This window comes from Streptomyces sp. WY228 (assembly GCF_019287315.1).
GTDB lineage: Bacteria > Actinomycetota > Actinomycetes > Streptomycetales > Streptomycetaceae > Streptomyces > Streptomyces caviscabies.
This window is the reverse complement of sequence record NZ_CP079114.1, coordinates 7,206,340-7,230,326: the sequence shown is the minus strand read 5'-3', so window position 1 is coordinate 7,230,326 and position 23,987 is coordinate 7,206,340. Positions and strand designations below refer to the sequence as shown.

Genomic DNA, 23,987 nt, shown 5'->3' with positions numbered 1-23,987 from the left:
GCCCTGCCGCGCCCCTTTCGCACCCCGTCCCACGCCCGGGGCACGGCCCCGGCGGGACGGGCCCGCAGGAACGCCCGGTCCCCTTCGCGGCCCGGGCGCCCGGGCCGGCCGCCGTCAGCCCAGGAGGACGGGGAAGGCGGCCATGTCGTTCTGGGTCATCACCGGAAGCTTGGTGATCTCCTCGTCCGGGACGGCGAGGCGGAGCCCGGGGAAGCGGCCGAACAGGGCGGGCAGCGCGATGCCCGCCTCGACGCGCGACAGGGCCGCGCCGGGGCAGATGTGCGGGCCGTGGCCGAAGGTCATGTGGCGGTTGCGGGTGGGCCGGGTGATGTCGAAGGCGTCGGCGTCGGGGCCGTGCTGCTCGATGTCGCGTCCGATGGCCCGGTAGGAGATGACGACTCCTTCGCCCTTGCGGATCACCTCGTCGCCGACGGCCAGGTCCTCGGTGGCGAACCGCATCAGCAGGTGGGTGGTGGGGGTGTCCCAGCGCAGCGTCTCCTCGACCACCGCGTCCCAGCCGATCTCTCCGGCGAGCACCGCGCGGAGCTGGTCGGGGTGGGAGAGCAGGGCCCGCACGGCGTTGAGGACGAGGCCGATGGTGGTCTCGTGCCCGGCGGCGACCATGGCCTTGAGGTTGCCCACCACCTCTTCCTCGGTGAGCGGGTCGCCGCCCTCCTCGGCCAGGATCAGCGCACTGGTGAGGTCGTCGGTGGGCCGGGCGGTCTTCTCCCGGACGAGGTCGGTGTAGAAGACGTCCAACTCGGCGAGCAGAGCCAGGCGTTCGTCCTGCGGGGTGAGCATGGAGAAGAACGCCTTGTACTGCCGGGTGAGCATGGCGTGCTGGGACTCGTCGACGCCCATGAGCATGCCGACGACCTTCATCGGCAGCGGCTGGGCGAACACCGCCTTCAGGTCGACGACGCCGTCCTCGCCCTGCGCGGCGTCGAGGGCGTCCAGCAGTTCCTCGGTGAACTTCTCGATGTCCGGGCGGATCGCCTCCAGCCGGCGGGGGGTCAGCGCCTGCGAGGTCTTGGTGCGCAGCCGCCGGTGTTCGGACCCGTCGACGGTGAACATGGAGCGCCCGGCGTCGATCATGCCGATCAGCGGCCATGCACGTGTCACCACTCCGCTCTGCCACAGGCCCCAGGCGTCGATGTCCTTCACCAGCCGCGGGTCGACCAGGAGTTGACGTGCCTCGGCGTGCCGGGTGACCGTCCAGGCCGGCACACCGAGCAGGTCGATCCGGGCGAGGACCCCGGCGTCGCGCAGTCGCGCGGTCTCGCCGTCCAGGTCCTGGACCATGGGGTCGATGGTGATGACCCCGGCGTTCCGGTCGGCTTGTGCGGCTTCGGCGTGCGGGCAGTTCACAATGCGTCTCCTGTCGTACGTACGGGAGTGAAGCGGACGGGCAGCGCGGTGGTCCCGCGCAGGAACGCGGACGGCCGGCGGACCAGTTCGCCGGCGGGTACGGCCAGTTCGAGGTCGGGCAGCCGGTCCAGCAGTACCTCGATGCCGGTACGGGCGATGATCTCGGCGATCTCCTGGGCGGGGAAGGGGCAGCGGTACTCTCCGTGGCTGAACGCCAGGTGCGCGCTGTTGCCTCCCTGCCCGGAACGTACGGCGGAGGCGGTGACCTGCTGCCGGATGTGCGGGTCGGCGTTGGCCGCGCCGAGGCCGAGGAGCAGCATGTCGCCGCGGGCGATGTTCCGGCCGCCGAGCCGGCTGTCGCGGGCGGCCCAGCGGCCGGCCAGGATCTGGGTGGGTCCGTCCTCCCAGAGCACTTCGTTCATGGCCTCGGCGACGCTGTGCCGGCCGCCGGACAGGGCGTCGGCGAACTGGTCCTCGGTGAGCATCAGCCGGGTGGAGTTGCCGATCCAGTCGGCGGTGGTCAGGTGCCCGGCCGCCGTGATGGCCATCAGGTCGAGCGCGTACTCCTCGTCGGTGAACGGTTCGGGGTGGGCGAGCATCCGCGAGGTCACGTCGTCGCCGGGGCGCGCGCGCTTGGCCGCGACGAGCTGGTGCATGTGCTCGCCGAAGCGCAGATGCGCCTTCTGCGCGTCGGGCCCGCCGTCGGCGAGGTCCTTGAGCACCCGCGCGATGTCGGCGCCCTCGTCGTCGGGGAAGCCGACGAGGCGGGCGAGCACCAGGACGGGCAGCGGCTCGGCGAACTCGGCGACGAGGTCGGCGGTGCCCCGGCTGCACACCGCGTCGATGAGCCGGTCGGCCAACTGCTCGCAGTGCTGCCGGATTTCGAAGGGGTCGGCCCCTTCGAGGGCCGGTACGACCATCTCGACGTGTCGGCGGTGCTCGGCCCCGGCGGTGAAGTAGATGGACGGCATGGGGGTGCCCACCATGGGCAGCAGCGGCCAGTCGGCGGGGATGTTCTCCCACTGGTTCCACAGCGAGACGTCCCGGGGGTACAACTCCCCGTCGCTGGTGACCTGGTGGAGTTCCCGGTAGCCGATCACCAGCCAGGCGGGGAAGCCGCCGGGCAACTCGACGGGGACGACGGGGCCGTGCTCGCGCCGCATGGAGCGGTAGAGCTCCTGGGGTTCGGTGGTGAAGCCGGGTCCGCCGAGCTGGACGGCGCCCGTACCGGCGCCCATCGGGCAGCCTCCGCCGGCACCGGTCGTGGACGCGGGCAGGGCGGACGAGGGGTTCGTCATCGTACGGACTCCAGTGGCGACGGCTTCGCGCGTTGTGACCATACGATCAACGCGGCACCACTATAAGGAGATTCCGTGAACCCTTGGAGGCCTTGAGCGATCATTTTCGACCGACCTTGGAGCAGTTCGGTCTCACTCTCCATCTCTTCCCCGGAGTGAAGGGCCACCTGGACGCCCTTCGGTGGTGACGGCATGGAAGCCGGGCGTCTCCGTGTGGTGCCCGGCGACCGGCGGCCGCCGCCGGACCTCGGCCACGCCCCACGCGTCATGCGTCCCGGTCACGTCGTACGCCGTGACCTGCGCCCTGCGCACCGGGGAGCGGCCACTCTCGCGCAGGTGAACGCGCCGGTCCCCTTCCCGGCTTCCGTGGACCGGAACCCGCCCCGGCCCCGCACCGTGGTCCCGCCGCTCTACGATCGGGGGCGTGTGCGCAGACGTCATAGTTGCCGAGGACGACGAGAAGCAGGCCGAGCTCGTACGCCGCTATCTGGAACGGGAAGGACACGCCGTACGGATCGTGGGCGACGGCCTCGCCGCGCTCGACGCCGTCCGGCACCAGGAGCCCGACCTGCTGGTCCTCGATGTGATGATGCCCCGGGCCGACGGCCTGGACGTGGTGCGGGTGCTGCGGGCCGAGGACCGCGGACTGCCGGTACTGATGCTGACCGCCCGGTCGACCGAGGACGATCTCCTGCTCGGTCTCGACCTCGGCGCCGACGACTACATGACCAAGCCCTACAGTCCGCGCGAGCTGATGGCCCGCGTCCGTACGCTGCTGCGGCGGACCCGGCGGCCGCTCGCCCCGGAGCCGGTGGCCGAGGACCCCGTCCTGCGCGTCGGCGCCCTCGTGGTCGACCCCGAGCGGCACGAGGTGTCGGTGGGCGGTGCGGCGGTGGAGTGCACCCCGGGCGAGTTCCGGATCCTGGCGGCCCTGGCGGCGGAGCCGGACCGGGTGTTCAGCCGTCAGCGGCTGCTGGAGGAACTCCACGGCTTCGACCGCTACATCAGCGCCCGGACGGTCGATGTGCACATCATGAACCTGCGCAAGAAGATCGAACGGGCCCCGCGCCGGCCGGAGCGGCTGCTCACGGTCTTCGGCGTCGGCTACAAACTCACCGACCCGGCGAAGGCCGCGGCCCGGCGTGGGTAGCGCGCGCGGTCACGGAGCCCGGGCGGAGGGGCCGGGCCGGGCGCGGCTGCCGCTGCGCCGGAGCCTGCTGGGGCGGCTGCTCGCCGTCTCGGCGCTGGTGGCCGCGTGTTCGGTGGCGGCCACCGCCTGGATCGCCGTGCAGACCACCTCGGGTGCGATCAAGCAGGAGCAGGGGCAGAACCTCACCGCGGACGCCCGGATCTACGACACCCTGCTGGAGTACGCCGCCCGCAATCCGACCTGGGACGGAGTCGGCGCGACCGTGCGGGAGCTGGCCCGGGAGTCGGGCCGCCGGGTCGCCCTGACGACGCAGAGCCGGCAGCCGCTCGCCGACTCCGCCACCGCGGCGACCGCCCCGGCGCTCCCGCCGCAGGCGTCCGCCGTGGTCGACCCGTTGTCCGTGGACACCGTCCTGGCGGCGCGGGGCACCGACGGGCAGCGCACGGCGGCCGACCGGATCGATCCGCGGGCGGTGGGTCCGTTCCGGCTGTCGACGGCCGACAGCACGGCGTTGCGGCGGACCGCCGACGCCGAGGTGGCGTGCCTGAACCGGGCGGGGATCGCCTCGGACGTGGTGGTCGGCGCGAGCGGCCGGCCCCGGGTGCAGATCGTGGGCAACGATCCCGAACGCGCTCTGGGCACCCGTTGCGATCTCGCCGCGCTGGACACGCCGACCCGTTCGGAACAGAAGGCGCTCGACGCGCTCACCGCACTGGCCGACGCCTGTCTGAAGCGCCAGGGCCGCGAGGGGGTGCGGCTGAACAACGATCTGTCCTGGGGCGATCAGGTCCCGGTGACCGTGCCGGGCGAACCCGGGGCGGTCGCGCCACGGCCGGTGCCCGCGCCGCGCGACGCCCCCTCGGAGCAGGCCGCGCCGTCGGTCGGGATGCCGGAGCGGACCGGGGAGAACGACCGGGCCATCGCGTCCTGTGTGGGCACGGCCCGCAGCGAACAGCTCAGTTCGTACGTGGCCTCCCCCGCCCTCCTCTTCATCGGCGACGAGGGCGGCGCGACCCTGCCCGGCTTCGACCTCTCCCCCGCGAACACCGCCAAGATCGCCGGAGCCGCGGCGCTCGTGCTGGCCCTCACCGTGGGCGCGTCGGTGTTCGCGGGCACCCGGCTGGTGCGCCCGCTGCACGCCCTGACCGGAGCGGCGCAGCGGATGCGGGACGGGGAACAGCCGGCGTCGGTGCCCGTGTCGGGGGACGACGAGGTCGGGCGGCTGGCCGCCGCGTTCAACGACATGTCCGCGCACCGGGCGCGGCTGGAGGAGCAGCGCAAGGCCATGGTGAGCGACGTCGCCCATGAGCTGCGCACCCCGCTGAGCAACATCCGGGGCTGGCTGGAGGCCGCCCAGGACGGACTCGCCGACCCCGACCCGGCGTTCGTCTCCTCGTTGCTGGAGGAGGCCGTGCAGCTCCAGCACATCATCGACGACCTCCAGGACCTGGCCGCGGCCGACGCCGGGGTGCTGCGACTGCATCCCGAACCCGTCGGGGTCCGGGAACTGCTGAGCCAGGTCGCCGCCGCCCACCAGGCCCGGGCGGAGAACGCGGGCGTGACGCTCACGGTCGCGGTCGCGGCAACCGACCCGGAACCGGCCCTGCGCGCGGACCCGGTCAGGCTCCGGCAGGCGGTGGGCAACCTGGTGTCCAACGCCGTACGGCACACACCGGAGGGCGGGCGGGTGACGCTGAGCGCGTACGCCTCCGATGCCTCCGATACCTCCGAAGGTGGCGGTGAGGGCGACGACGAGGGGAAGGCGTGCGACGGCACGGTGGTGATCGAGGTGCAGGACACCGGCTCCGGCATCCCCGCCGAGGATCTCCCGCACGTCTTCGACCGGTTCTGGCGCGCCGAGAAGTCCCGTAGCCGCCGCACGGGCGGCAGCGGACTGGGCCTGGCCATCGTCCGCAAACTGGTCGAGGCGCACGGCGGTGCGGTGGAAGCGACGAGTACCGAGGGCGAGGGGTCGACGTTCGCTCTCCGGCTGCCCGCCGGAACGGAGCCGTCCGGCCCCTGACGGGATGACCCCGGTGAGACGCTCCTGATGAGACCCCCCGGATGAGACGTCGCTGATGAGGCGCCCCTGATGGGATGACCACAGCGTTCTGACAGCTTCTTCATATCTCCACGCCAGCCTGGCCGCATGCCCCGTCCCCGGTGCGCACCCGCGTCCGGGACCGTCACGGGGCCGAGTATGGAATGGAGCCATCCGTATGACCGCTTTGATCTCTCGCCCCACCCTGCGTGCGGCCGTCCTCGCCGCTGTCGCGGCCGGTGCGGTGCTGGTCCCGTCCGCCGCCGCCTTCGCCGACGCCTCGCCGAAGCCGTCGGAGCCCGCCGCCGTGACCACGCCGTCCCCGGAGCGGAGCGAGGCCGCCGCCGAAGCCCCGAGGGACGCCGCCGCCCCGTCGGCCGTCCCGCGCGGCGGCGTGGCGGCGGGCGACCGCCCGGCGCCCGCGCCGAAGGAGGCCGTCCCGGCGGAGGCCGCGCCGGCGGTCACGCCGCGCGGCGGTGTCGCCGCCGGGGAACGTCCCGCCGGCAGCGGCGACAACAGCACCGCCGTGCTGGCCGGTTCGGTGGCCGGGGCCGCGCTGCTGGCGGGCGCGGGCACGCTCGTGCTGCGCCGCCGCTCGGCGGCCGGCCACAACGGCTGACCCGCACCGGGCACCACCGCTGACCGTGGCGTCGCCCCGCACCGGGGCGGCGCCACACCCACGCGCGCCCGCCTCGCCCACGTCCTCGCCCCGCCCTTCCTCCCCGCTTCCGGAGCCCTCTGTGCCGTCGCCGTCCCGTACGCCCCACCGTTTCCGGCGGACCGCCGCCCTGCTGACCGCTGTCACGGCCTGCGTCGCCCTGGCCGGATGCTCGTCCGCCGAGCCCTCCGCAGCCACCGCCGCCACCCCCTCCGCCTCGGCGCGGGACGAGGCGGGCTCCGGGTCGACCACGCCGCCCCGGACCGATGAGCCGGAACGGTCGGCTCCCACCGAGGTCTCCATCCCCTCGATCGGCGTACGGAGCACTCTCATGGAGCTGGGTCTCAACGCGGACGGCACGGTAGAGGTCCCGCCCGCGGAGAAGGGCATGACGGCGGGCTGGTACAGCGGCGGGTCCACGCCCGGCGCACCGGGGCCCGCCGTACTGATCGGCCACAACGACACCCGCTTCGGCCGGGCCGTCTTCCACGACCTCGAGAAGATCCGCGAGGGCGCCGAGGTACTGGTCCGCGACGGGGCGGGGAGGACTCTGCGCTTCACGGTCACGGGCAAGGAGGCGGTCAGCAAGAAGGCGTTCCCCACCGAGAAGGTCTACGGCCCGACGAAGGACAGCACGCTGCGGCTCATCACCTGCGACGGTGAGTTCGACGCGGAGGGCCATCCGGTCGACAACCTCATCGTGTACGGCGCCCTCGCCCGATAGGGGGCGTGTTCGGTCCGGGAATCCGGATGGCGGCCGTCCGGACAGACTCGTGCCATCCGATGTCTACCCGTGGGTAACTGCCGCTGCTTTGATGGGTGGCACCCGGTACGCCCCCCACCTACCCACAGGAGATTCCGTGCCGAACACCGCGTTCCGCCGCCTGACCGGCGTGGCCCTGTCCGCCACTCTCGCGTCCGTCACCCTGGCCGTGAGCACACCGCAGGCGGCGGCTGCCGAGACCCCCGAGCTGCGGGTGCTCTCGTACAACGCGTTCCTCTTCAGCAAGAACCTCTACCCCAACTGGGGTCAGGACCACCGTGCGGCCGAGATCCCGAAGACCTCGTTCTTCCAGGGCAACGACGTCGTGGTGATCCAGGAGGCCTTCGACAACAGCTCCTCCGACGCGCTGCTGCGGAACGCCGCCGCCCAGTACCCGTACCAGACCCCGGTGGTCGGCCGGAGCAAGAGCGGCTGGGACGCGACGGGCGGCTCGTACGCGGCGGCGACGCCGGAGGACGGTGGCGTCACCATCCTGAGCAAGTGGCCGATCGTGCGCAAGGAGCAGTACGTCTACAAGGACGCGTGCGGCGCCGACTGGTGGTCGAACAAGGGCTTCGCGTACACGGTGCTGAACGTCAACGGCGCCCGGGTCCACGTCGTCGGCACCCACGCCCAGTCCACCGACCCCGGCTGCTCGGCGGGCGAGGCCGCCCAGATGCGCAGCCGGCAGTTCAAGGCGATGGACGCGTTCCTCGACGCGAAGAACATACCGGCCTCGGAACAGGTCGTCGTGGCGGGCGACTTCAACGTCGACGGGCACTCGGCGGAGTACGCCTCGTTCCTCTCCGACGCCGGCCTCACCGCACCGGACGCGCGGACGGGCCACCCGTACTCCTTCGACACCCGCGACAACTCCATCGCCTCCGAGCGCTACCCCGACGACCCGCGCGAGGACCTGGACCACGTCCTGCACCGCGCGGGCCACGCCAAGCCGGCGGGCTGGAAGAACGATGTGATCAAGGAGGAGAGCGCCCCCTGGACGGTGTCCAGCTGGGGCACGAGCTACACGTACACGAACCTCTCCGACCACTACCCGGTGATCGGTTCCGCACAGTAGCCGCACCATGACACCGCCGTCCCCTTCCGCCCCGCGCCGGAGGGGACGGCGGCATCGCCCGGCTCCTGCCGATATATCGTGGCCAGCGCTGGTGTCCGGGAGCGCGAGAGGGCCGGTATGGACGAGGGTCAGGACCAGTGGATACGGGTGCCGGTCGGCGACGACGCGGCACGCTGGGCCACACGGGTGCGCTGCCGTCGCGTGCTCCTCGTCGTCCACAACGTCACCTCGGCGACCCGTCTGCTCGACGTCCTGCCGCTGTTCCACGACGACCTCGGGATCCAGCTCCTCGCCACGTGTACGGGGTCCTCGGCGTTCCGCTCGGGCATCGCCGACCTGCTCGCGGACACGGGGGTGCCCGTACTGCCGTGGGAACAGGCCCTCGCGACGCCGGTGGACCTGGCGATCTCGGCCAGCTTCGGCGGTGAACTCCACGCGATCCAGGGGCCGTTGGTCATACTTTCGCACGGTATTGGCTATACTAAGAGGCTGGCAGCACCGAGCACCGAGCACCGAGCACCGAGCACCGAGCACCGAGCACCGAGCACCGAGCACCGAGCACCGAGCACCGAGCACCGATGCGGTGGGCGTGCCCCGGGGTGCGCCGGCCCCTGTCTTCGGGCTCGCGCCGGAGTGGCTGCTCTCGAACGGCGCGCCTCTCGCCGACGCGCTCGTCCTCTCGCACCCGGAACAGTTCGACCGGCTGGCCGCCGCCTGCCCCGAGGCACTGCCCACCGCCGTTCTCGCGGGTGACCCCTGCTTCGACCGGATGCTGTCGGCACGCCCGTACCGTGAACGCTTCCGCAGGGCGCTCGGCGTGCGGCGCGGGCAGCGTCTGGTACTGCTCAACTCCACATGGAGCTCTCAGTCGTTGCTGGGCGATGGAGGCGGAGACGGGGACGGGGAGGGGCCCGGTGACGACGTGCTGCCCTCGCTGCTCCCACGGCTCGCCTCGGAGCTTCCCGCCGACGAGTACCGCGTCGCCGCCGTCCTCCACCCGAACATCTGGCACGGTCACGGCCCCGGCCAGATCAGGGCCTGGCTGGACCGGGCCAGGCGCAGCGGCCTGACGCTGATCGACCCGCTGAAGAACTGGCGCCAGGCTCTTGTCGCCGCCGACCTGGTCATTGGCCGATCGGCACCCCGCTGCTCGCAGCACCCTGGACGGTCTCGACCCCGACGCCCCCATCGCCGACTTCATCCGGACCGCGCCCAGACTGAACGCCAGGTCGCCCCTGCGCGGCCAGGTAGACGCGCTGATCGAGAGCCACGTTCCGCAGCCGGGCCCGATGCGCTTCACGGCTACGAACTGATGGGCGCCCCCGAGCCGTCGGGCCCCGCCCTGCTCGAACCGCTGCCGCTGCCGGCCCCGGAGCCCGCTCCCCGTACGGCTCCCCTGTGGGTGCTGACGCGCTTCCTCGCGGGGCCGGAGGTCGCAGTCACCCGGTACGCCGACCCCGCCCGGGAACCGGCCGGGAGCGGGGACGACCACCTCGCCGTTCACGAAGACACCCGTGATCCGGGTCAACTCGACCTGGCCGACGTCGTCTTCCGCGACGGCTCCCCGGACGACCAGCGGTTCGGCCCGCCCGGCCGGTGGGCCGCCGAGGTACTGGACCGGCACCCGCACTGCGCGCTCGCGGCGTACGTCACGGGCCCCTCGTCCTGCCTCGTCCGGACCCGCGACGGAGCCCTGCTCCGGCTCACCGCGGGAGCGGAGGCCGACGCGGACCCGGCGGTGTACGCATCGGCGGTGCACGCCTGGCTCGCGGCGGGCAGGGCCCGCGCCGCGCTGGTCGCGGACGGCCTCACCGTCCGCACCGGCGGCACCGCCCACCGGGTGGTGGTCACCGCGGAGGCGGACGACGCGATGGCGGGCGGCGGGACGCGGCAGGGAGGCCGTACTACTCCCGCCGACCGGAGCACCGCTCACGCAAGCGGCGCAGATATTCCACGTGCTGGTCGGCGTTCTCCTCGGACAGGATCCTGATCGCCTCGTCGGCCAGTGACAGCGCCTCGGCGGGCTCTTCACCGGCCAGCCGGATTTCCGCCAGGTCCGTGAGAGCCCGGGCCGTGTTGTACGCCTCGCCGCGCGCCCGGAAGGCGGTGAGGGCCCGCTCCACGTGCTCCTGGGCCTCGTCCAGCCGCCCGAGACCTCGCAGGGCCCGACCCCGGTGGCGTTCCAGCAGGGCCCGCGCTCGCGGCACGTCCGCCGCGCCCTCGTCGTCAGGGCCGATACCGTCAAGGACGGCGTAGGCCTCGTCGAAGCAGTCGTACGCGTCCGCGAAGCGCCACTGCCGCAGCCGCAGCAGTCCCAGGAACTCGATCGCGGAGGCCAGTCCGCGAGTGTGCCCCGCCGCCCGCTCGTCGCGTGCGGCCGCCGCCGCTTCCGCAGCGGCCTCCTCACCTAGCTGCAACTCTCCCAGCGTGTGCGCCAGTTGTGCGTGGAGAGCGCCCGCGGCCCGGCTGCCGGGGAACCGGGCGTCGGCGACCGCCGTCCCGATCCGCAGAGCGGGCAGCAGTTCCTCGTGGTGGCCCGCCTTGAGCTGGAGCGGCACAGGGCCCGGCAGAGCGTCACCGCTGTGTCCGGCTTCCCGAACTCCTCGGCGGTCGCGACGGCTTCGACGAGATTGGGCAGTTCGACGGCGAGGCGGGTCACGGCTTCTCCTCGCCCCGCGTAGCCGTCGCCCGGACTGTCGGGCACCGCGTCGGGCACCCGCCAGCTCTCCGGGAGCGCGGCCCGCGCCGCCGTCACGGACAGTCTCAGATAGTGCTCCACGGCGCGGGTCGTGGCCGCCGAGCAGCCGGCGATGCCCTCCTGCCGGTAGGCCACTTCCTCGGCGTGGGCGCGGACCGAAGGCCGGTAGCGGTAGCGGCCGTTGTCGGTGTGCTCCAGCAGCAGCGCGTCGGCCAGGGTGCCGAGCAGTTCCTCGGCGGCGTCGACATCGAGGCCCGTGACCTGTGCCGCCGCCTCCGCGTCGAAGGCGGGCCAGTGCCGCAGTCCCATGAGGCGGTAGAGCCGGGCCGCGTCGGGCTGCAGCAGCCGGTAGGCGTCCTCCGCGGCCGTACGCATCGGGTCGCTGTCGCTCATGGTGAGGCCTCCCGTCGGTTCGTGCTGGAGCTGAGGGAGCGGCGGGGCCGCGGCGAACGGCCCGGGGGGGCGAGGAGTCGGGGCGCTGCGGCGCGCAGGGCGTACGGCGATCCGCCGCAGCGTTCCAGCACGGCGGGGAGCGCCGCACGGGCCGAGCGCATGACCTGCTTGCCCACGATCTTGGTGAGCAGCCGGGCCGCGTCCCGGTCGCTGAGCGGCCCGACGGGCACCGGGAACGCGTCGAGGCCGGGGAACGGGCGCCGGGCCACGACGAGAGTGAGAACGGAGGGGGCGGAGGTGAGGAGCGGTGCGATCTGTGCGGCGGACCGGGCGTGGTCGAGGACGAGGAGCAGCTTGCGGTCCGCGACGATTCGGCGGAAGGCGTCGACGCGCTCCGGCTCGGAGGCCGGGATCTGCTCGTCCCGCAACCCGAGTCCGCGCAGCAGTTCCCGCAAGGCACTACCGGCGGTGTGGGCGCCGCCCGCGCCGCGGCGGCCGAGGTCAACGTAGAGCTGTCCGTCCGGGAACAGGCTTTCCGCCCGCCAGCCCCAGTGCACGGCAAGGGCGCTCGTGCCCATGGAGTCGTCCCCGTACAGCAGGGCGACCCGGGGGCGCCCGTCCGCCTTGCGGCCCGCCTCGCGGTCGAGCAGCCTCATCGCCGTCTTCCGGTCCGTGAAGAAGCGCACGGAAGCGGGCAGCCGGGGCCGTCCGATCGTGGCCCCCGTCGTCTGCACGCCGCGGGCGAACGTGTTCCAGGTACGGGCGAGTTCGGGGTCGCTGCGCACACTGTCGTGGATGATCCGCGCCACGGCCTCGCGGTCCTCGGGCCGGGTCGGCGCGACGACCTCGCGTCCGGCCATCCGCCGTACCAGCCCGCCCGCGGTCTCCCAGGCCCATTTGCCCGCCTCGCTCGCCACGCCCGACCCGACAGCGCCGAGGACGGCCGTGATGGCGGCCATCGATATGGGATCCAGCATGCGGTGCGCCCCCTGTTCCCGCCGGTTCGCCCGGTGCACCCCTCCCGGGCACCGCCGCGACCGATCACAAGGATCAACGGTATCTGCTGGACGGGCCCGCTGACGGGCAGCCAGGAGAACGGCGAGGGCCGTCCGACGGCTTCCGGGAGCGGTCGGGGATGCTGGTGCGGGAACGGACGAAGCACACCGAAGGAGTACCCGTGAGTGATCCGCACCAGCCGTTCGCACTCATCCCGGGAGCTGCCGACTCACCGGTCCTCCTGCACGTACCGCACGGATCCCGCCACCTCCCCCAACAGGTGCGCGCGGGCATCACCTTGAACGACGCCGCCCTGGAACGCGAGCTCGACCACATCACCGACGCCCACACCGCCGAACTGGCCGCCGCGGCGGCGAGGGCCGCGCCGTCCACCCCGTGGCGCTTCGTCAACAACCTCTCCCGGCTGGTCGTCGACCCGGAACGCTTCCCGGACGAGCGGGAGGAGATGCTCGCCGCCGGCATGGGCGCCGTCTACACCCGCACCACCCACCGCGAGCCGCTCCGCCCGCCGGAGACGGACCCGGGCCCACTGCTGGAGTCGTACTTCCACCCGTACGCCGAGGCGATGACGGCGGCGGTCGAGGCGCGCCTCGCCGCCACGGGCCGCGCGGTGATCATCGACGTCCACTCGTACCCGACCGCGCCCCTCCCGTACGAACTGCACGGCACGGGCCCCCGCCCACCCGTCTGCCTGGGCACCGACCCGTTCCACACCCCGCCCGGGCTCCTCGCGGCGGCGGAGAAGGCGTTCGGCGGTCGCGTCGGTCACGACGGCATCGGGCACGACACACCGTTCGCCGGTACGTACGTTCCGCTGCGGCACTACGGAACGGACCGCCGGGTCAGCGCGCTGATGATCGAGATCCGCCGCGACACGTACATGAGCGAGCCGGGCGGCCCCGCGGGGCCGGGGCTCGACGCGCTGGCCGGGGCGCTGGCGGAGCTGGTGGGGCTCGTCGGGCCGATGTGATCGTTCCGGCCGCCGCTACGCCTTGCGCAGCCGGCCGATGATGCCGTTGAGGTCGTCCTCGAAGATGCGGCGGTCGACGTAGTGGCCACCGCCCCGCTCGCGCCACTCGTGGTGGATGCCCGCGCGGTCGAGGAAGCCGCGGAACTCCCGCTGGGTCTCCAGCACGCCGACCTCGTTGAACGTATCGAACCAGTTGACCGGGTCGGGGCTGGTGCCGGCGGCCAGGAAGATCCGCTTGCCCCGGTAGCTCTCCAGCCGCTCGATCGGGTTGTCCGCGGTGACCCTCGCCTCGTCCCAGAACGGCGCGCCGTAGATGGTGCCGCCGCCCAACTCCACGGCGGCGGACGAGGCATTGGCCCAGTGGGTGACCGCGCCGTTCACACCGGCGACGGGGCCGCGCAGGCTGGCCGGGCCGGAGTGCGAACTCACCGAGGCGAAGTGGCCCCAGTACTTGGCCGCGTACTTCAGGGCGCCGAAGCCGCCCATGGAGAAGCCGGAAACAGCCCGGCCGTCGAACTCTGCGTACGTACGGAAGTTGGCGTCGATCCACGGGATCAGCTGCTCGATGTGGAAGTGCTCCCAGTTGCGGGGGCCGACGTTGGTGCTGACCGGGTTGGAGTACCAGCCCGCGCGTCCGCCGTCGGGCATCACCACGATGATCGGCTTGCCGGCCGTGATCGCCCGGATCTCCCTGCGGTCCCAGGAGATGAAGTCCTCCTCGCCGCCGTGGAGCAGATAGAGGACGGGGTAGGTGCGTCCGCTTCCGTGGTAGCCGTCGGGGAGCAGGACGTTGACGGCGGGCGCCCAGCCGATCGCGGCGGTCTCGAAGCGGTAGTACCACATGCGGGGGTCCTGCTCCATGCGGTCCACGATGCGCAGTCCGAAGCCGTCCCCGGCCGCGGCCCCCCGGGCGGCGGCGGTCGCCGACGACGCCGACGCGAGGACACCCGCACCGCCGAGGGCCATGGCCGCGGAGACCCCTCCGACGGCCCGGAGGACGTTCCTGCGGGTGGGCGGCTGCTTGTCGTTCAACGTGATCTCCTGTCGCGAGGGTTCATGGAGCGGGTCGGTCCGGGTCGGCCCGGGTCGGTCCGCATCAGTCGACTTCGGTCGGCCTCGGTCGGCCTCGGTGGGCTGTCGTGCCGGTGTCAGAACCAGCTCTGAAACGCGGTGTCGTTGCACGCCCAGGTGCGGAAGCCCAGGCTGCTGTCGTCGATGCACCGGCCGGTCGCCTGGTTCTGGAACCGGATCGAGCCGTCGTTCCAGACCTTGACCCACCAGCTCTGCTCCCGGCTGGAGTTGCAGGTCTGCACGGTGCGGAAGCCGTTGTCGGTGTCCTCCATGCAGCGGGCCGTGTTGACGCTCCGCAGTTGGCGCGTGCCGTCGTTCCAGGAGATGATGTTCCACTTCTGCGCGGTGCTGCCGTTGCAGCTCCAGGTGCGGAAGCCGTTGTCGGTGTCGTCGATGCACCGGCCCGTGGCCTGGTTCTGGAAGGACTGGGCGTCGCCCGGGTTCGCAAGAGCCACGGCGCCGGCCGACGGGGATACGGACGGGGCGCCGGCTGCCAGGGCGGCGGGCGCATGGACGAGGGACACGAGGGCGGCGAGGGCAACAGCCCCGCCCGCAGAGACTTTTCGCGTACTGCGCACGTCTACGCACGCTTCCTTCCCGTGGTCGAACCAACGACCGATGCCGAAGGTTCCGCTGGTCCGCAATGTATTCACCGGCCCCCGTGCCACGGCATCCGGAACGATCCGGAGTGACAGCGCTCGAAGGCCCCTGATGCGCTGCGCACTCAGCCGATCTCGACCACCCGCGCCCACTGCGGCGGTCCGGGCGGCACGTAGTCGGGGTCTTCCTCGCTGTAGGAACGCCTCCTGCGCTCACGTGGAAACAGTCCGATGACCGTCCGGCACGCAGGTTGCGCCGAAGGCCATGGTGTCTGGCCGTCGGTGAGGACGACGATCGTGTCGGGACGCGGCTGTGCCCGCAGCGCCCTGGCGAAGCCCGTACGCAGATCCGTTCCGCCTCCGCCCACCAGCGGGATGCCCTCGGCCTGGCAGAGCGGGTGGACGACCCGGGTCGCCGCGTCGCAGGCGAGGACGGTGACGAGGTCGCGGCGGCCGCCCACCGCACGGGAAATGGCGGCGACTTCGAGGAGGGCGCTGCCCAGTTCGGCGTCGCTGACCGAGCCGGAGGTGTCGATGACGACGGAGACCCGGGGCGGTCTGCGGCGCAGGCTCGGCAGGACGACACCGGGCAGCCCGGTGGAGCGACGCGAGGGGCGGCCGTAGGTGTAGTCCTCCCCCGCTCCCGACCCCGAGGCTGCCGAGCGTACGGCCGCGCCCAGCAACTCCCGCCAGGGCTGCGGAGGATGGAACGCCTCCTCCGCCCACCGCTTCCACCCCTTCGAGGCGTTGCCCGGCCGGCCCGTGATGCCCTGCGCCACCCGGAAACGGACCGCGTCCTGTTCGTGCGGGCTGAGCCCGTGCGCACCGTCGGGCCCCAGCTCCCATTCCCTCTCCAGCCCGTCCGCGCCGCTGCCGCAGTCCAGCCAGGCGAGGTCCTGGGTGCGCGAGCCGAGGCGGAACTGGTACAGGTAGTCCTCCATCAGCTCGCCGGACTGCAGGTGCAGCGTCGACGGGTAGACGGCGCCCTTCGGCCGGGCCAGGCCGTCGCCGTACACGTCGTCGTTGATCTCGCAGTCGGCGGCGATGTTCATCCGCAGCCGGTCGCCCGGCCCGGTCAGCCCGCGCTGCCGGGCGACCCGGTCGCTGCGGCCGTGGTGGTCGCGCAGCAGGTGCGACACCTCGTGGACCCAGACGCCGGCCAGCTCCTCCACCGGCGTCCGGGCCACGAAGGACGGCGAGACGTAGCACCGCCAGTACCGGTCGACGGCCATGGTCGGGACCTGCCGTGACTCCACGGTGTGCAGGGCGAACAGCGCGGTCGCCAGATAGGGGCGGGCGCGGGCGGCCTGCAGTCGGGCGGCGAAGAGTTTGTCCAGGTCCAGCGCGCCCGGCGCTTCCGGTGCTCCCGTCGTCGTCATCGTCACCGGCCCACCGTCGCCGGGGACTTCGCCTTCGCGGCGACCCGGGCCGCCGCGCGGTCCGCGCGTCCGGACAGGGACACGACGCCCGCAAGCTGCTCGATGGCCGCCGGTACGTCCCAGTCCTCCTGGCGCAGCGCGGCGAGTGTCGTCGCGGGGACGACCACCAGATCCGGGGCTCCGGTCTCCAGCGCCCGGACGAGCAGCGCCCATGCGGCGTCCCAACGGGCCCGGTCCGGGCGGGTACGGACCGCCGCGACGACCCCGTCCAGCGCGGCCTGGCGAAGATCGCCGCGCTCGGGCAGCACCGCCCCTGCCGGGTCGGCGAGGAGGCCCTCGGGGTCCGGAAGGTCCATCCGGTCCAGGCTCGCCAGCAGCTCCAGCCCAGGACCGTCCCCCACCGTGCCCCTGACCAGCAAGGACAGCACCTCCTTGGAGGATCCGGCGGCGGTCGCGAAGGCGATCAGGCTCAGGGTCATGTCCCAGCTGCGCGGGGAGGGCCACGGGCCGCCCCGGCGGGTCTCCGTGGTGGGCAGCCGGTGGACGAGCGTGGGCCGGGCGGAGAGCAGCCCGCACACCGCGCGCCGGGCGAAGTCCACGGCTTCGGGCAGTTTCTCGGGATCGAGGAGGGGCAGCGTCGCGCGGGGCCAGGTGCCGGCGAGTCCGCGTACGACGACCTCGTGGTCGTGGGTCCACTGGAGGTGGACGAACCGGTTGGCGAGCGGCGGGCTCAGCTCCCAGCCGTCGGCCGCCGAGGATCGCGGGTTGGCGGCGGCGACGATCCTTACACCGGGCGGGAGTTGGAGGGCGCCGATGCGCCGCTCCAGTACGAGACGGAGGAGCGCGGCCTGCACGGCGGGCGGTGCGGTGGACAGCTCGTCGAGGAACAGCAGGCCCTTTCCGGCCCGTACGAGGCGGACGGCCCAGTCCGGCGGGGCCATCGGAACTCCTTGTTCGGCAGGGTCGTCGCCCACGATGGGCAGCCCGGAGAAGTCGGACGGCTCGTGCACGCTGGCGATGACCGTGGTGAGCGGCAGGTCCAGGGAGGCGGCGAGCTGGGTGAGGGCGGCGGTCTTGCCGATCCCCGGCTCACCCCAGAGCAGCACGGGCAGATCGGCGGAGACCGCCAGGGTCAGCGCCTCCAGCTGAATGTCGGGGCGCGGCTCGGTGGTGGTGTCGCGGAGCAGGCTCGTCAGTGCGTCAGCGACGGCGAGTTGGGAGGCGGGAGCGGAGTCCGGGAGCACGGGAGCGGACGGGCTGTTCACAGACAAGGTGATCACCTGAGGGTATGCGAGAGGGCGAATGAGCACGGGTGCGTACGGGTGTGGGTGCAGGTACGTGTGGTCGGGGAGCGAGAGCCGACGGGCGCGGCCCTGAGCCCCGGGGTCAGCGGTCGGCTGTGCGGCGCGGGCGCCGTTCCCGGCGCGGACGGGGGTCGACGATGCGGCGAGCGTCGGAGCGGTGGCGGATGGGGCCGGGCCCGAGCAGGTCGGCCCGGAACAGCCCGTAGGTGATCCGCCGTTGCGCGGCGGCCTCCAGTTCGTCCCGCAGAGGACCGTTCCTCATGACCGCTCCGGGCCCGAGCAGCCCCTCGACGACGGCCAGGGCACCGGCTATGTCCCCGTGGTCGAGGCGTTCACGCACCCCGGTGAGACAGTCCGGCCGCCGGTGCGCCTCGTCGATGGCCTGGAGACAGGGCAGTGGAGTACCGGTCAGGGCGACCAGCAGTTCCTCACGGCGGATCTCGGCCGGGTCGTGATCCAGCGGAGCGAGCGCCCCTTCGACCAGGCCGATCCGGTGCTGGGCCCCCCGGCATTCCACGAGGCGCGGCGCCCCGGCCGGTTCACCGTCGCGAGAGCGAGCCGCCGCCGGATCCGGCGGCGGCAGATCCGGCACGAGGGCCCGCGCGACCAGCGGGTGCAACCGGCCGGCCTCGATCGCCCCGGTACGGAGCAGATCGAGATCGGGCAGCACCCAGGTGGCCGCGTCCGGCAGCACCGGCGAGGTGGACGCGCCCGGGTCCGGGGTCACGGCCGCGATCCGCGCGACCGCCGTTCCGCCCCCGCCTTCCTCCCCGGCCTCCACACGCAGGAGAAGCCGCCGCCGGCCGCCCAGCCGCACGCCCACCGTTCCGCCCGGCCCCAGCCCCTCGGCCCGGAGCAGGATCGCCGCCTCCGCCGCCCACCGTTCAACGGCGCAGTGCCGGTCCGGCGGCACGACGCGCCACAGATCCGGTTCAACACCACGGACGGCACCAGCACGTGACGATCCGTCGGCTCCGGCACGCGTCCGCAGCTCATCAACCCTGCGCGCATCCCACAGATGCCGGTGCAGATCGAGACGGTAGCGCCGGTTCGGATGCGGGTGAGGGTGACGGCGGGCGCCCGGTTCGGTGTGCGACCCGTCCCACAGCGCGAGACTGATCCGCTGCCCGGCGTCAGCCCAGGCGGGCGGGGTCCGGACGACCAGATGCAAGGGGCTCGGCCCATCGCGCCCGGGTGCGTCGTAGCGGGCCAGCGCGGTCGTCAGCCCCGGGCGCAACAGCCCGTGCGGGGCGATTCTCGGCAGATGCCAGCGCAGGAGGTCGGGGGCCAGATGGCGAAGGTCCGCCCGGATCCGGGCGGCGCGTTCCCGGCCGTGGCTGCGCGCCACGGACCGGAGGCGGAAATCGATGTCGACGCCCGCCGCGGCGCACGCTCCTGCCCAGTCCCCGGCCTCTCGGCGGGCGGTCGCCGTCTCGATCATCGAGGCCGGCACGGCGAACTCGCGTACGCGAGGCCAGAACGACGGGAAGAAGGGGGAAGGCGGGAAGGACGGGTGGAAATCCCGATTCGCGATCGAAGTGAGCATCAGCACTCACCTTGCGCGGACGGGTCCCCCAATCTGTTCATGGAGTGAGTCATCGCGGGAAGCGTAACTCCGGGCACCGAGTTCCGCCAGGTCCTTTTTCCGACGGAGCAATGCCCGACCCTGGCAGAGCACTCACACCGCCGCGCAGGTCACTACCGGCACTCCCCATCGGAACCTTCCAGCGCATGGCACCGGAGCAGGTGCCGGGGCCGGCACGCCCAGCACGCAGACCGAGTCGGGAACACGGGAACGGTACGCCTGATCCGATCAGAATCGGTATCCCCTGAGTCCCGTTGACCCCCACCACCCCGGCAGTAACAGACCGTCTTCCGCCGCACACCATGCGTAGCTAGGCTCCGTCTGACGCGACCCGGGGGGAATATGTCAGAAGGGCTTTACGGCTGGCTGTTGGCCGCCGTAGCAGAGTTCGGCCGTCAGTCGAAGACCAAGTTGTCCGGTGGCGGCAGCGAGGAAGCCGCGATCCGTGGACCGCTCGAGAATCTGCTGCGGGCGGTCGGCGAAAGGCATGATCAGCACGAAGTCACCTGGCACGACGAGTACCGCATCGCGGACCTCGGCGTCCGCCCCGACTACGCCGTCCGGGCCGGCGGTGACCTGACGGGCTATATCGAACTCAAGAAGCCCGCACTGTCAGTGGATCCGAGCACCTTCAACAAGGCGAACCGCGAACAGTGGGAGAAGCTCCGCAATCTGCCCAACCTGCTGTACTCCAACGGGACGGAATGGCGCCTGTTCCGCGACGGGCGACAGCTGGGCGAGCCGGTGTACTTCAGAGGGACGCTCCGAAGCGCGGGAGACAAGCTCGCGCCGACCGATCCCGCTGCCTTCGACGCCTTGTTGAGGGTCTTCCTCAACTGGAAGCCACCGCACATCTCCAATGTGTCCCGCCTGGTCCACCATCTTGCCCCGTTGTGCAGACTGCTGCGATCAGCCGTGCTGGAACAGCTCCAGGCCGAGGCCAAGTCACCGCACGCCGACGACGACCTAGGCGCCAGGCCGTTCACCGGACTCAAGAACGAGTGGCGTCGGCTGCTCTTCCCATCCGCCGACAACGCCACCTTCGCCGACGGCTACGCCCAGGCGGTCACCTTCGCGCTGCTCCTCGCCCGCTCGGAGGATCTGCTCCTGGAAGACGTCGGGCTGCATGATGTCGGCCGCAGCCTCAACGCGGATCACGCGCTCATGGGCCGGGCACTTCAGCTCCTCACCGACAATGTCAACGAGCGTTTCAGCGTGACGCTCGATCTCCTGCAGCGAACGATCGCCAAGGTGGACTGGCCCGCGATCAGAGCCGGAAACCGGGACGCCTATCTCCATCTCTACGAACACTTTCTCACCGTGTACGACCCGGAGCTTCGACAGCGGAGCGGCTCGTACTACACCCCTCATCAGGTGGTGGAGGAGATGGTTCGTCTCACGGAGGATGTGTTGCACACCCGTCTCGACCAGCACACCGGGTTCGGAGGGGAAGACGTACACATCGTGGACCCGGCCATGGGCACGGGGACGTATCTGCACACCATCATCGACCGAGTGGCCGAGCAAGCCGCTGACCGATCCGGCCCTGCCATGGCCGCTGACGCCATATCGCGCCTCGCCACGCGCCTCTATGGTTTCGAGCTGCAGATGGGGCCCTACGCCGTGGCTGAGCTGCGGACGTCGGACCTCCTGAAACGCCACGGATCAGCGCTGCCCGAGGGAGGCCTCAGCCTCTTCGTCACGGACACCCTCGACAACCCCTATGTCGAGGACTCATACCTGTCGTACGACGCGTTGGCCGCATCCCGGCGTCGCGCCAACAGGATCAAGGCCAGCACGCCGGTCAATGTGGTCATCGGCAACCCGCCCTACGACGACAAGGCCGAGAACCGCGGCGGCTGGGTGGAGAAGCATGATCACGGCCGGACCGCTCCGCTGTTGGACGGATTCCGACTGCCAGGAAACGGCCGCTACGAGCACGTGCTCAAGAACATGTACATCTACTTCTGGCGCTGGGCGACGTGGAAAGTGTTCGACGCACACCAGGACGACCGGCACGGTGTCGTCTGCTTCATCAGCCCGTCAGGGTGGACCACAGGCCCGGGCGGACGGGGCATGAGGAGCTATCTGCGCCAAACCTGCGATGAGGGCTGGGTCATTAACCTCTCGCCCGAAGGACACCGCGCCGATGTCGCCACCCGCGTCTTCCCCGGCGTCGCCCAGCCCCTCGCCATCTGCGTCTTCGTCCGCAGAGCCGGGGAGCCGACGGGAACGGATGTCCGCCAGGCGCGGGTGCACTACCGTGCCGTGGCCGGCAGTCGCGACGAGAAGTTCCGGCAGCTGCGCGATATCCGGCTGGGCGACGGCGGATGGAGGGAAACGCACGCCGAGGGAGTGCTTCCGTTCACACCGCTCACTTCATCAGGTTGGCAGGATTTCCCCGCCCTGAACGACCTTCTGCCTTGGGGCAGTCCCGGATTCAAGGCGAACCGGTCCTGGGTCAGCAGCCCCTCGGCAGAGACTCTCAGGCGCCGGTGGACAAAACTGGTGCGCGAGCCTGATCCGGCGGCCAAGTCCATGCTGTTCAAGGAGACCCGCGACCGCGACCTGAACAGCAAGCGCGATCCACTGCCCGGCTTACCTGCCCACCCTCGCACGGTCGGAAGCGAGACCGACACCCGCCCAGAGCTGGCGTGCATCTCTCTGCGCAGCTTCGACCGACACCAGCTGATCGCTGACAACCGTGTGATCGACTACCCGCGGCCAAGCCTCTGGGCATCGGTTCAGCCCGATCAGATCTTCCTCAACCAGCAGTCTTCGCACGAGATCGACTCGGGCCCTGCGGTCGTGGCCACCCATCTCATACCGGACACACACCACTTCAACGGCCGTGGCGGCCGCGTGATGCCTCTCCTGCACCCCGACGGCACGCCCAACGTCCCAGCGGGCCTGCTGTCCCATCTCTCACGCAGTACAGGTGCGGGGTCGGTGAGCGCGGCAGACCTGGCCGCCTACATCGTCGCCGTCACCGCACACAGCGCCTTCACCGAGCACTTCGCGGAGGAACTGCTCACGCCGGGCGTACGTCTGCCGCTGACCAGGGACCCGGCACTGTGGCAGCGGGCGACGGCGCTCGGGGCCGAGATCCTGTGGGCGTCGACGTACGGAGAACGGTGCGCCGATCCGGGGACCGGCCGCCCCTTCGGCGATGTCCGGTTCCCCCGGGGAGATCCGCGGCAAGTCCGCTACGAGACCAACATCGGCCGCGACGTCCCGGACCGTATCCGGCACGAGGCGGAGACCGGGACGCTGCACCTGGGCAGCGGTACGTTCGCTCCCGTGCCCAAAGCCGTCTGGACCTACCACGTGGGCGGCATGAGGATCGTGAACAAGTGGTTCGGCTACCGGAAAGCGAAGCCGACCAGCAAGAGGACGAGTCCGTTGAACGATCTGCACGTGGAGAGCTGGCCGACCGAGTGGACGGAAGATTTGCTCGATCTTCTGTCCGTACTGCGTCGACTCGCCGATCTGGCCCCGGCGCAGAGAGATCTTCTTGCCGAGATTCTGGCGGGGCCTGTCTCCACCTGTGACGAACTGACAACGGCCGGTGTATTGCTCGGTCGGGAGAGCGACCGCAAGCCGCGTCATCGCCCTACCGGCGCCCTCTTCACCGATCTGGGGGGCGGGTGACCCTGCCGAGGCTCACGCCGTTCGCCGGGGCTCTCTCATGGCGTCCGCGAACGACAGGGAGCCGTCGGCGAGGCGACGCACGTTCCGCGCGAACTGTGGCACCGACGACTCGTTGACTGCCGCGTACCTCACCACCTCGCTCAGCCGGAGCTCCAACGACTCCTGAAGACGCCGATAGTGGAGGGCGGTCCCGAGGTCGGTCGCCATCAGCTGATCGCCACTGCGTTCAGCCAATTTCATCCAGGCGAGGAGGGCGGCATCGGTCGGAAACCGCCGCGTGTCGAGGCCGCGTGCCGCCGCGGCTGCCACCTTGTCGACACTGCGCGACGGATCGGTGAGGGGTGCGGAGACCAACTCGCCCAGGAGTTGCCACTGCGCAGCCGTGAGGTCCACGTGTGGCAGAGGGGCTGGAGAAGACATGCAGACATGCCTAGCACATGAAGGCGCCGAGACCGACGAAAGCGGACTCGCACACGTCTCGCACCTCCTATATGTGTGTGTCGACATCGGCCACATCGCCCCTCCCGCACGCGCCTCACCCCTCCGCGGGCGTCGCCCATTCGACGAACTGGACGATCACGCCGTTGGGGTCGGTGACCTGGAAGAGCCGTTCGCCCCAGGGCTCTTCGCGCAGCGGCATGGTGATCTCGACGCCCTCGGCGCGCAGCCGCTTCTCCTCGGCGTCCAGGCCTTCGGCGAGGGTGAAGGCGAGGATCAGGCCGGAGGCGCGCTGATCCCGCTGGTCGGCCGGCAGGATCTCGATGCCGCGGCGGAGGAGGACGATGTCGACGGCGGCGTCCTCGCGGGCGAGTGAGGCGAAGTCCTCGGTGGCGGCCGTCTCCTGGTAGCCGAGGTGCTCGGTGAAGAACCTCTTGGAGGCGACTACGTCGTCGACGGTGAGGGAGACGGTGGAGGTGGCGATGTGCACGGGCGCTCCTTGCAGATCGTTGCAGCAGGCGATTTT

General features: G+C 71.7%; 21 protein-coding genes. 8 read left to right on the top strand and 13 right to left on the bottom strand.

What is annotated here, in order from left to right:
* Positions 1-114: 114 nt before the first annotated feature.
* Positions 115-1,368, bottom strand: a complete 1,254-nt coding sequence (locus KV381_RS31680; RefSeq protein ID WP_030076150.1) for a cytochrome P450 — start codon at positions 1,366-1,368, stop codon at positions 115-117.
* Positions 1,365-2,666: a cytochrome P450 gene (locus KV381_RS31675; RefSeq protein WP_218786869.1), complete on the bottom strand. Its 1,302-nt coding sequence runs from the start codon at positions 2,664-2,666 to the stop codon at positions 1,365-1,367. The genes KV381_RS31680 and KV381_RS31675 overlap by 4 nt, the downstream gene beginning before the upstream one ends.
* Before the next feature lie 424 nt (positions 2,667-3,090).
* On the opposite strand from KV381_RS31675, the gene KV381_RS31670 reads away from it, so the two are divergent.
* The 5 genes from KV381_RS31670 (at position 3,091) to sph (ending at position 8,356) form a co-directional block, all read left to right on the top strand.
* Positions 3,091-3,816, top strand: a complete 726-nt coding sequence (locus tag KV381_RS31670; protein WP_179889614.1) for a response regulator transcription factor — start codon at positions 3,091-3,093, stop codon at positions 3,814-3,816.
* A complete protein-coding gene (locus KV381_RS31665; RefSeq protein ID WP_256995189.1) occupies positions 3,809-5,839 on the top strand; it encodes a HAMP domain-containing sensor histidine kinase in 2,031 nt (676 codons plus the stop codon). The genes KV381_RS31670 and KV381_RS31665 overlap by 8 nt, the downstream gene beginning before the upstream one ends.
* 196 nt (positions 5,840-6,035) lie before the next feature.
* Complete coding sequence (locus KV381_RS31660; RefSeq protein WP_218786868.1) at positions 6,036-6,476, top strand: hypothetical protein; 441 nt, start codon at positions 6,036-6,038, stop codon at positions 6,474-6,476.
* Positions 6,477-6,597: 121 nt separating this feature from the next.
* Positions 6,598-7,239 carry a class F sortase gene (locus KV381_RS31655; protein ID WP_218786867.1) on the top strand — a complete coding sequence of 214 codons (642 nt, stop codon included), beginning with the start codon at positions 6,598-6,600 and terminating at the stop codon, positions 7,237-7,239.
* A gap of 136 nt (positions 7,240-7,375) precedes the next feature.
* Positions 7,376-8,356: a sphingomyelin phosphodiesterase gene (sph, locus tag KV381_RS31650; protein ID WP_030623504.1), complete on the top strand. Its 981-nt coding sequence runs from the start codon at positions 7,376-7,378 to the stop codon at positions 8,354-8,356.
* Between the two features lie 128 nt (positions 8,357-8,484).
* On the opposite strand, the gene KV381_RS31645 is transcribed toward sph, so the two are convergent.
* Positions 8,485-8,814 (bottom strand): hypothetical protein, encoded by a 330-nt coding sequence (locus KV381_RS31645; protein ID WP_086777532.1) that lies wholly within the window; start codon positions 8,812-8,814, stop codon positions 8,485-8,487.
* A gap of 125 nt (positions 8,815-8,939) precedes the next feature.
* Here KV381_RS31645 and KV381_RS31640 point away from each other — a divergent pair, with 125 nt between their 5' ends.
* Positions 8,940-10,346, top strand: coding sequence for a hypothetical protein (locus KV381_RS31640; RefSeq protein ID WP_306438532.1), 1,407 nt, complete (start codon positions 8,940-8,942; stop codon positions 10,344-10,346).
* Here KV381_RS31640 and KV381_RS36740 read toward each other — a convergent pair.
* The 3 genes from KV381_RS36740 to KV381_RS36730 are packed head-to-tail and all read right to left on the bottom strand — an operon-like array spanning position 10,261 to position 12,424.
* Positions 10,261-10,773, bottom strand: a complete 513-nt coding sequence (locus KV381_RS36740; RefSeq protein WP_256995188.1) for a tetratricopeptide repeat protein — start codon at positions 10,771-10,773, stop codon at positions 10,261-10,263. The two genes, KV381_RS31640 and KV381_RS36740, sit on opposite strands and share 86 nt — an antisense overlap.
* Positions 10,764-11,447 carry a hypothetical protein gene (locus KV381_RS36735; RefSeq protein ID WP_256995187.1) on the bottom strand — a complete coding sequence of 228 codons (684 nt, stop codon included), beginning with the start codon at positions 11,445-11,447 and terminating at the stop codon, positions 10,764-10,766. Before KV381_RS36735 ends, KV381_RS36740 begins: the two co-directional genes overlap by 10 nt.
* Positions 11,444-12,424: a hypothetical protein gene (locus tag KV381_RS36730; RefSeq protein WP_256995186.1), complete on the bottom strand. Its 981-nt coding sequence runs from the start codon at positions 12,422-12,424 to the stop codon at positions 11,444-11,446. The genes KV381_RS36735 and KV381_RS36730 overlap by 4 nt, the downstream gene beginning before the upstream one ends.
* Before the next feature lie 200 nt (positions 12,425-12,624).
* On the opposite strand from KV381_RS36730, the gene KV381_RS31630 reads away from it, so the two are divergent.
* Positions 12,625-13,434, top strand: a complete 810-nt coding sequence (locus tag KV381_RS31630) for an N-formylglutamate amidohydrolase (protein WP_218786866.1) — start codon at positions 12,625-12,627, stop codon at positions 13,432-13,434.
* A gap of 15 nt (positions 13,435-13,449) precedes the next feature.
* On the opposite strand, the gene KV381_RS31625 is transcribed toward KV381_RS31630, so the two are convergent.
* From KV381_RS31625 to KV381_RS31605, 5 genes are all read right to left on the bottom strand, one after another.
* Positions 13,450-14,466, bottom strand: coding sequence for an alpha/beta hydrolase family protein (locus tag KV381_RS31625; protein ID WP_030623513.1), 1,017 nt, complete (start codon positions 14,464-14,466; stop codon positions 13,450-13,452).
* Between the two features lie 116 nt (positions 14,467-14,582).
* A complete protein-coding gene (locus KV381_RS31620) occupies positions 14,583-14,960 on the bottom strand; it encodes an RICIN domain-containing protein (RefSeq protein ID WP_218786865.1) in 378 nt (125 codons plus the stop codon).
* Between the two features lie 269 nt (positions 14,961-15,229).
* Positions 15,230-16,483, bottom strand: coding sequence for a VWA-like domain-containing protein (locus tag KV381_RS31615; RefSeq protein WP_218787340.1), 1,254 nt, complete (start codon positions 16,481-16,483; stop codon positions 15,230-15,232).
* A 2-nt stretch (positions 16,484-16,485) separates the two neighbouring features.
* The gene (locus tag KV381_RS31610; RefSeq protein ID WP_218787339.1) at positions 16,486-17,727 is read right to left on the bottom strand and encodes a MoxR family ATPase; all 1,242 of its coding nucleotides are present in this window, start codon (positions 17,725-17,727) and stop codon (positions 16,486-16,488) included.
* A 142-nt stretch (positions 17,728-17,869) separates the two neighbouring features.
* The gene (locus KV381_RS31605) at positions 17,870-19,333 is read right to left on the bottom strand and encodes a hypothetical protein (protein ID WP_218786864.1); all 1,464 of its coding nucleotides are present in this window, start codon (positions 19,331-19,333) and stop codon (positions 17,870-17,872) included.
* Between the two features lie 408 nt (positions 19,334-19,741).
* On the opposite strand from KV381_RS31605, the gene KV381_RS31600 reads away from it, so the two are divergent.
* Positions 19,742-23,023, top strand: coding sequence for a type ISP restriction/modification enzyme (locus KV381_RS31600; RefSeq protein WP_256995185.1), 3,282 nt, complete (start codon positions 19,742-19,744; stop codon positions 23,021-23,023).
* Between the two features lie 12 nt (positions 23,024-23,035).
* Here the strand turns inward: KV381_RS31600 and KV381_RS31595 are convergent, their stop codons facing one another.
* Positions 23,036-23,416: a hypothetical protein gene (locus KV381_RS31595; RefSeq protein ID WP_218786862.1), complete on the bottom strand. Its 381-nt coding sequence runs from the start codon at positions 23,414-23,416 to the stop codon at positions 23,036-23,038.
* 142 nt (positions 23,417-23,558) lie between these two features.
* On the bottom strand, positions 23,559-23,951 hold the full coding sequence (locus KV381_RS31590; RefSeq protein ID WP_086777534.1) for a VOC family protein: 393 nt from the start codon (positions 23,949-23,951) through the stop codon (positions 23,559-23,561).
* Between the last annotated feature and the right edge of the window lie 36 nt (positions 23,952-23,987).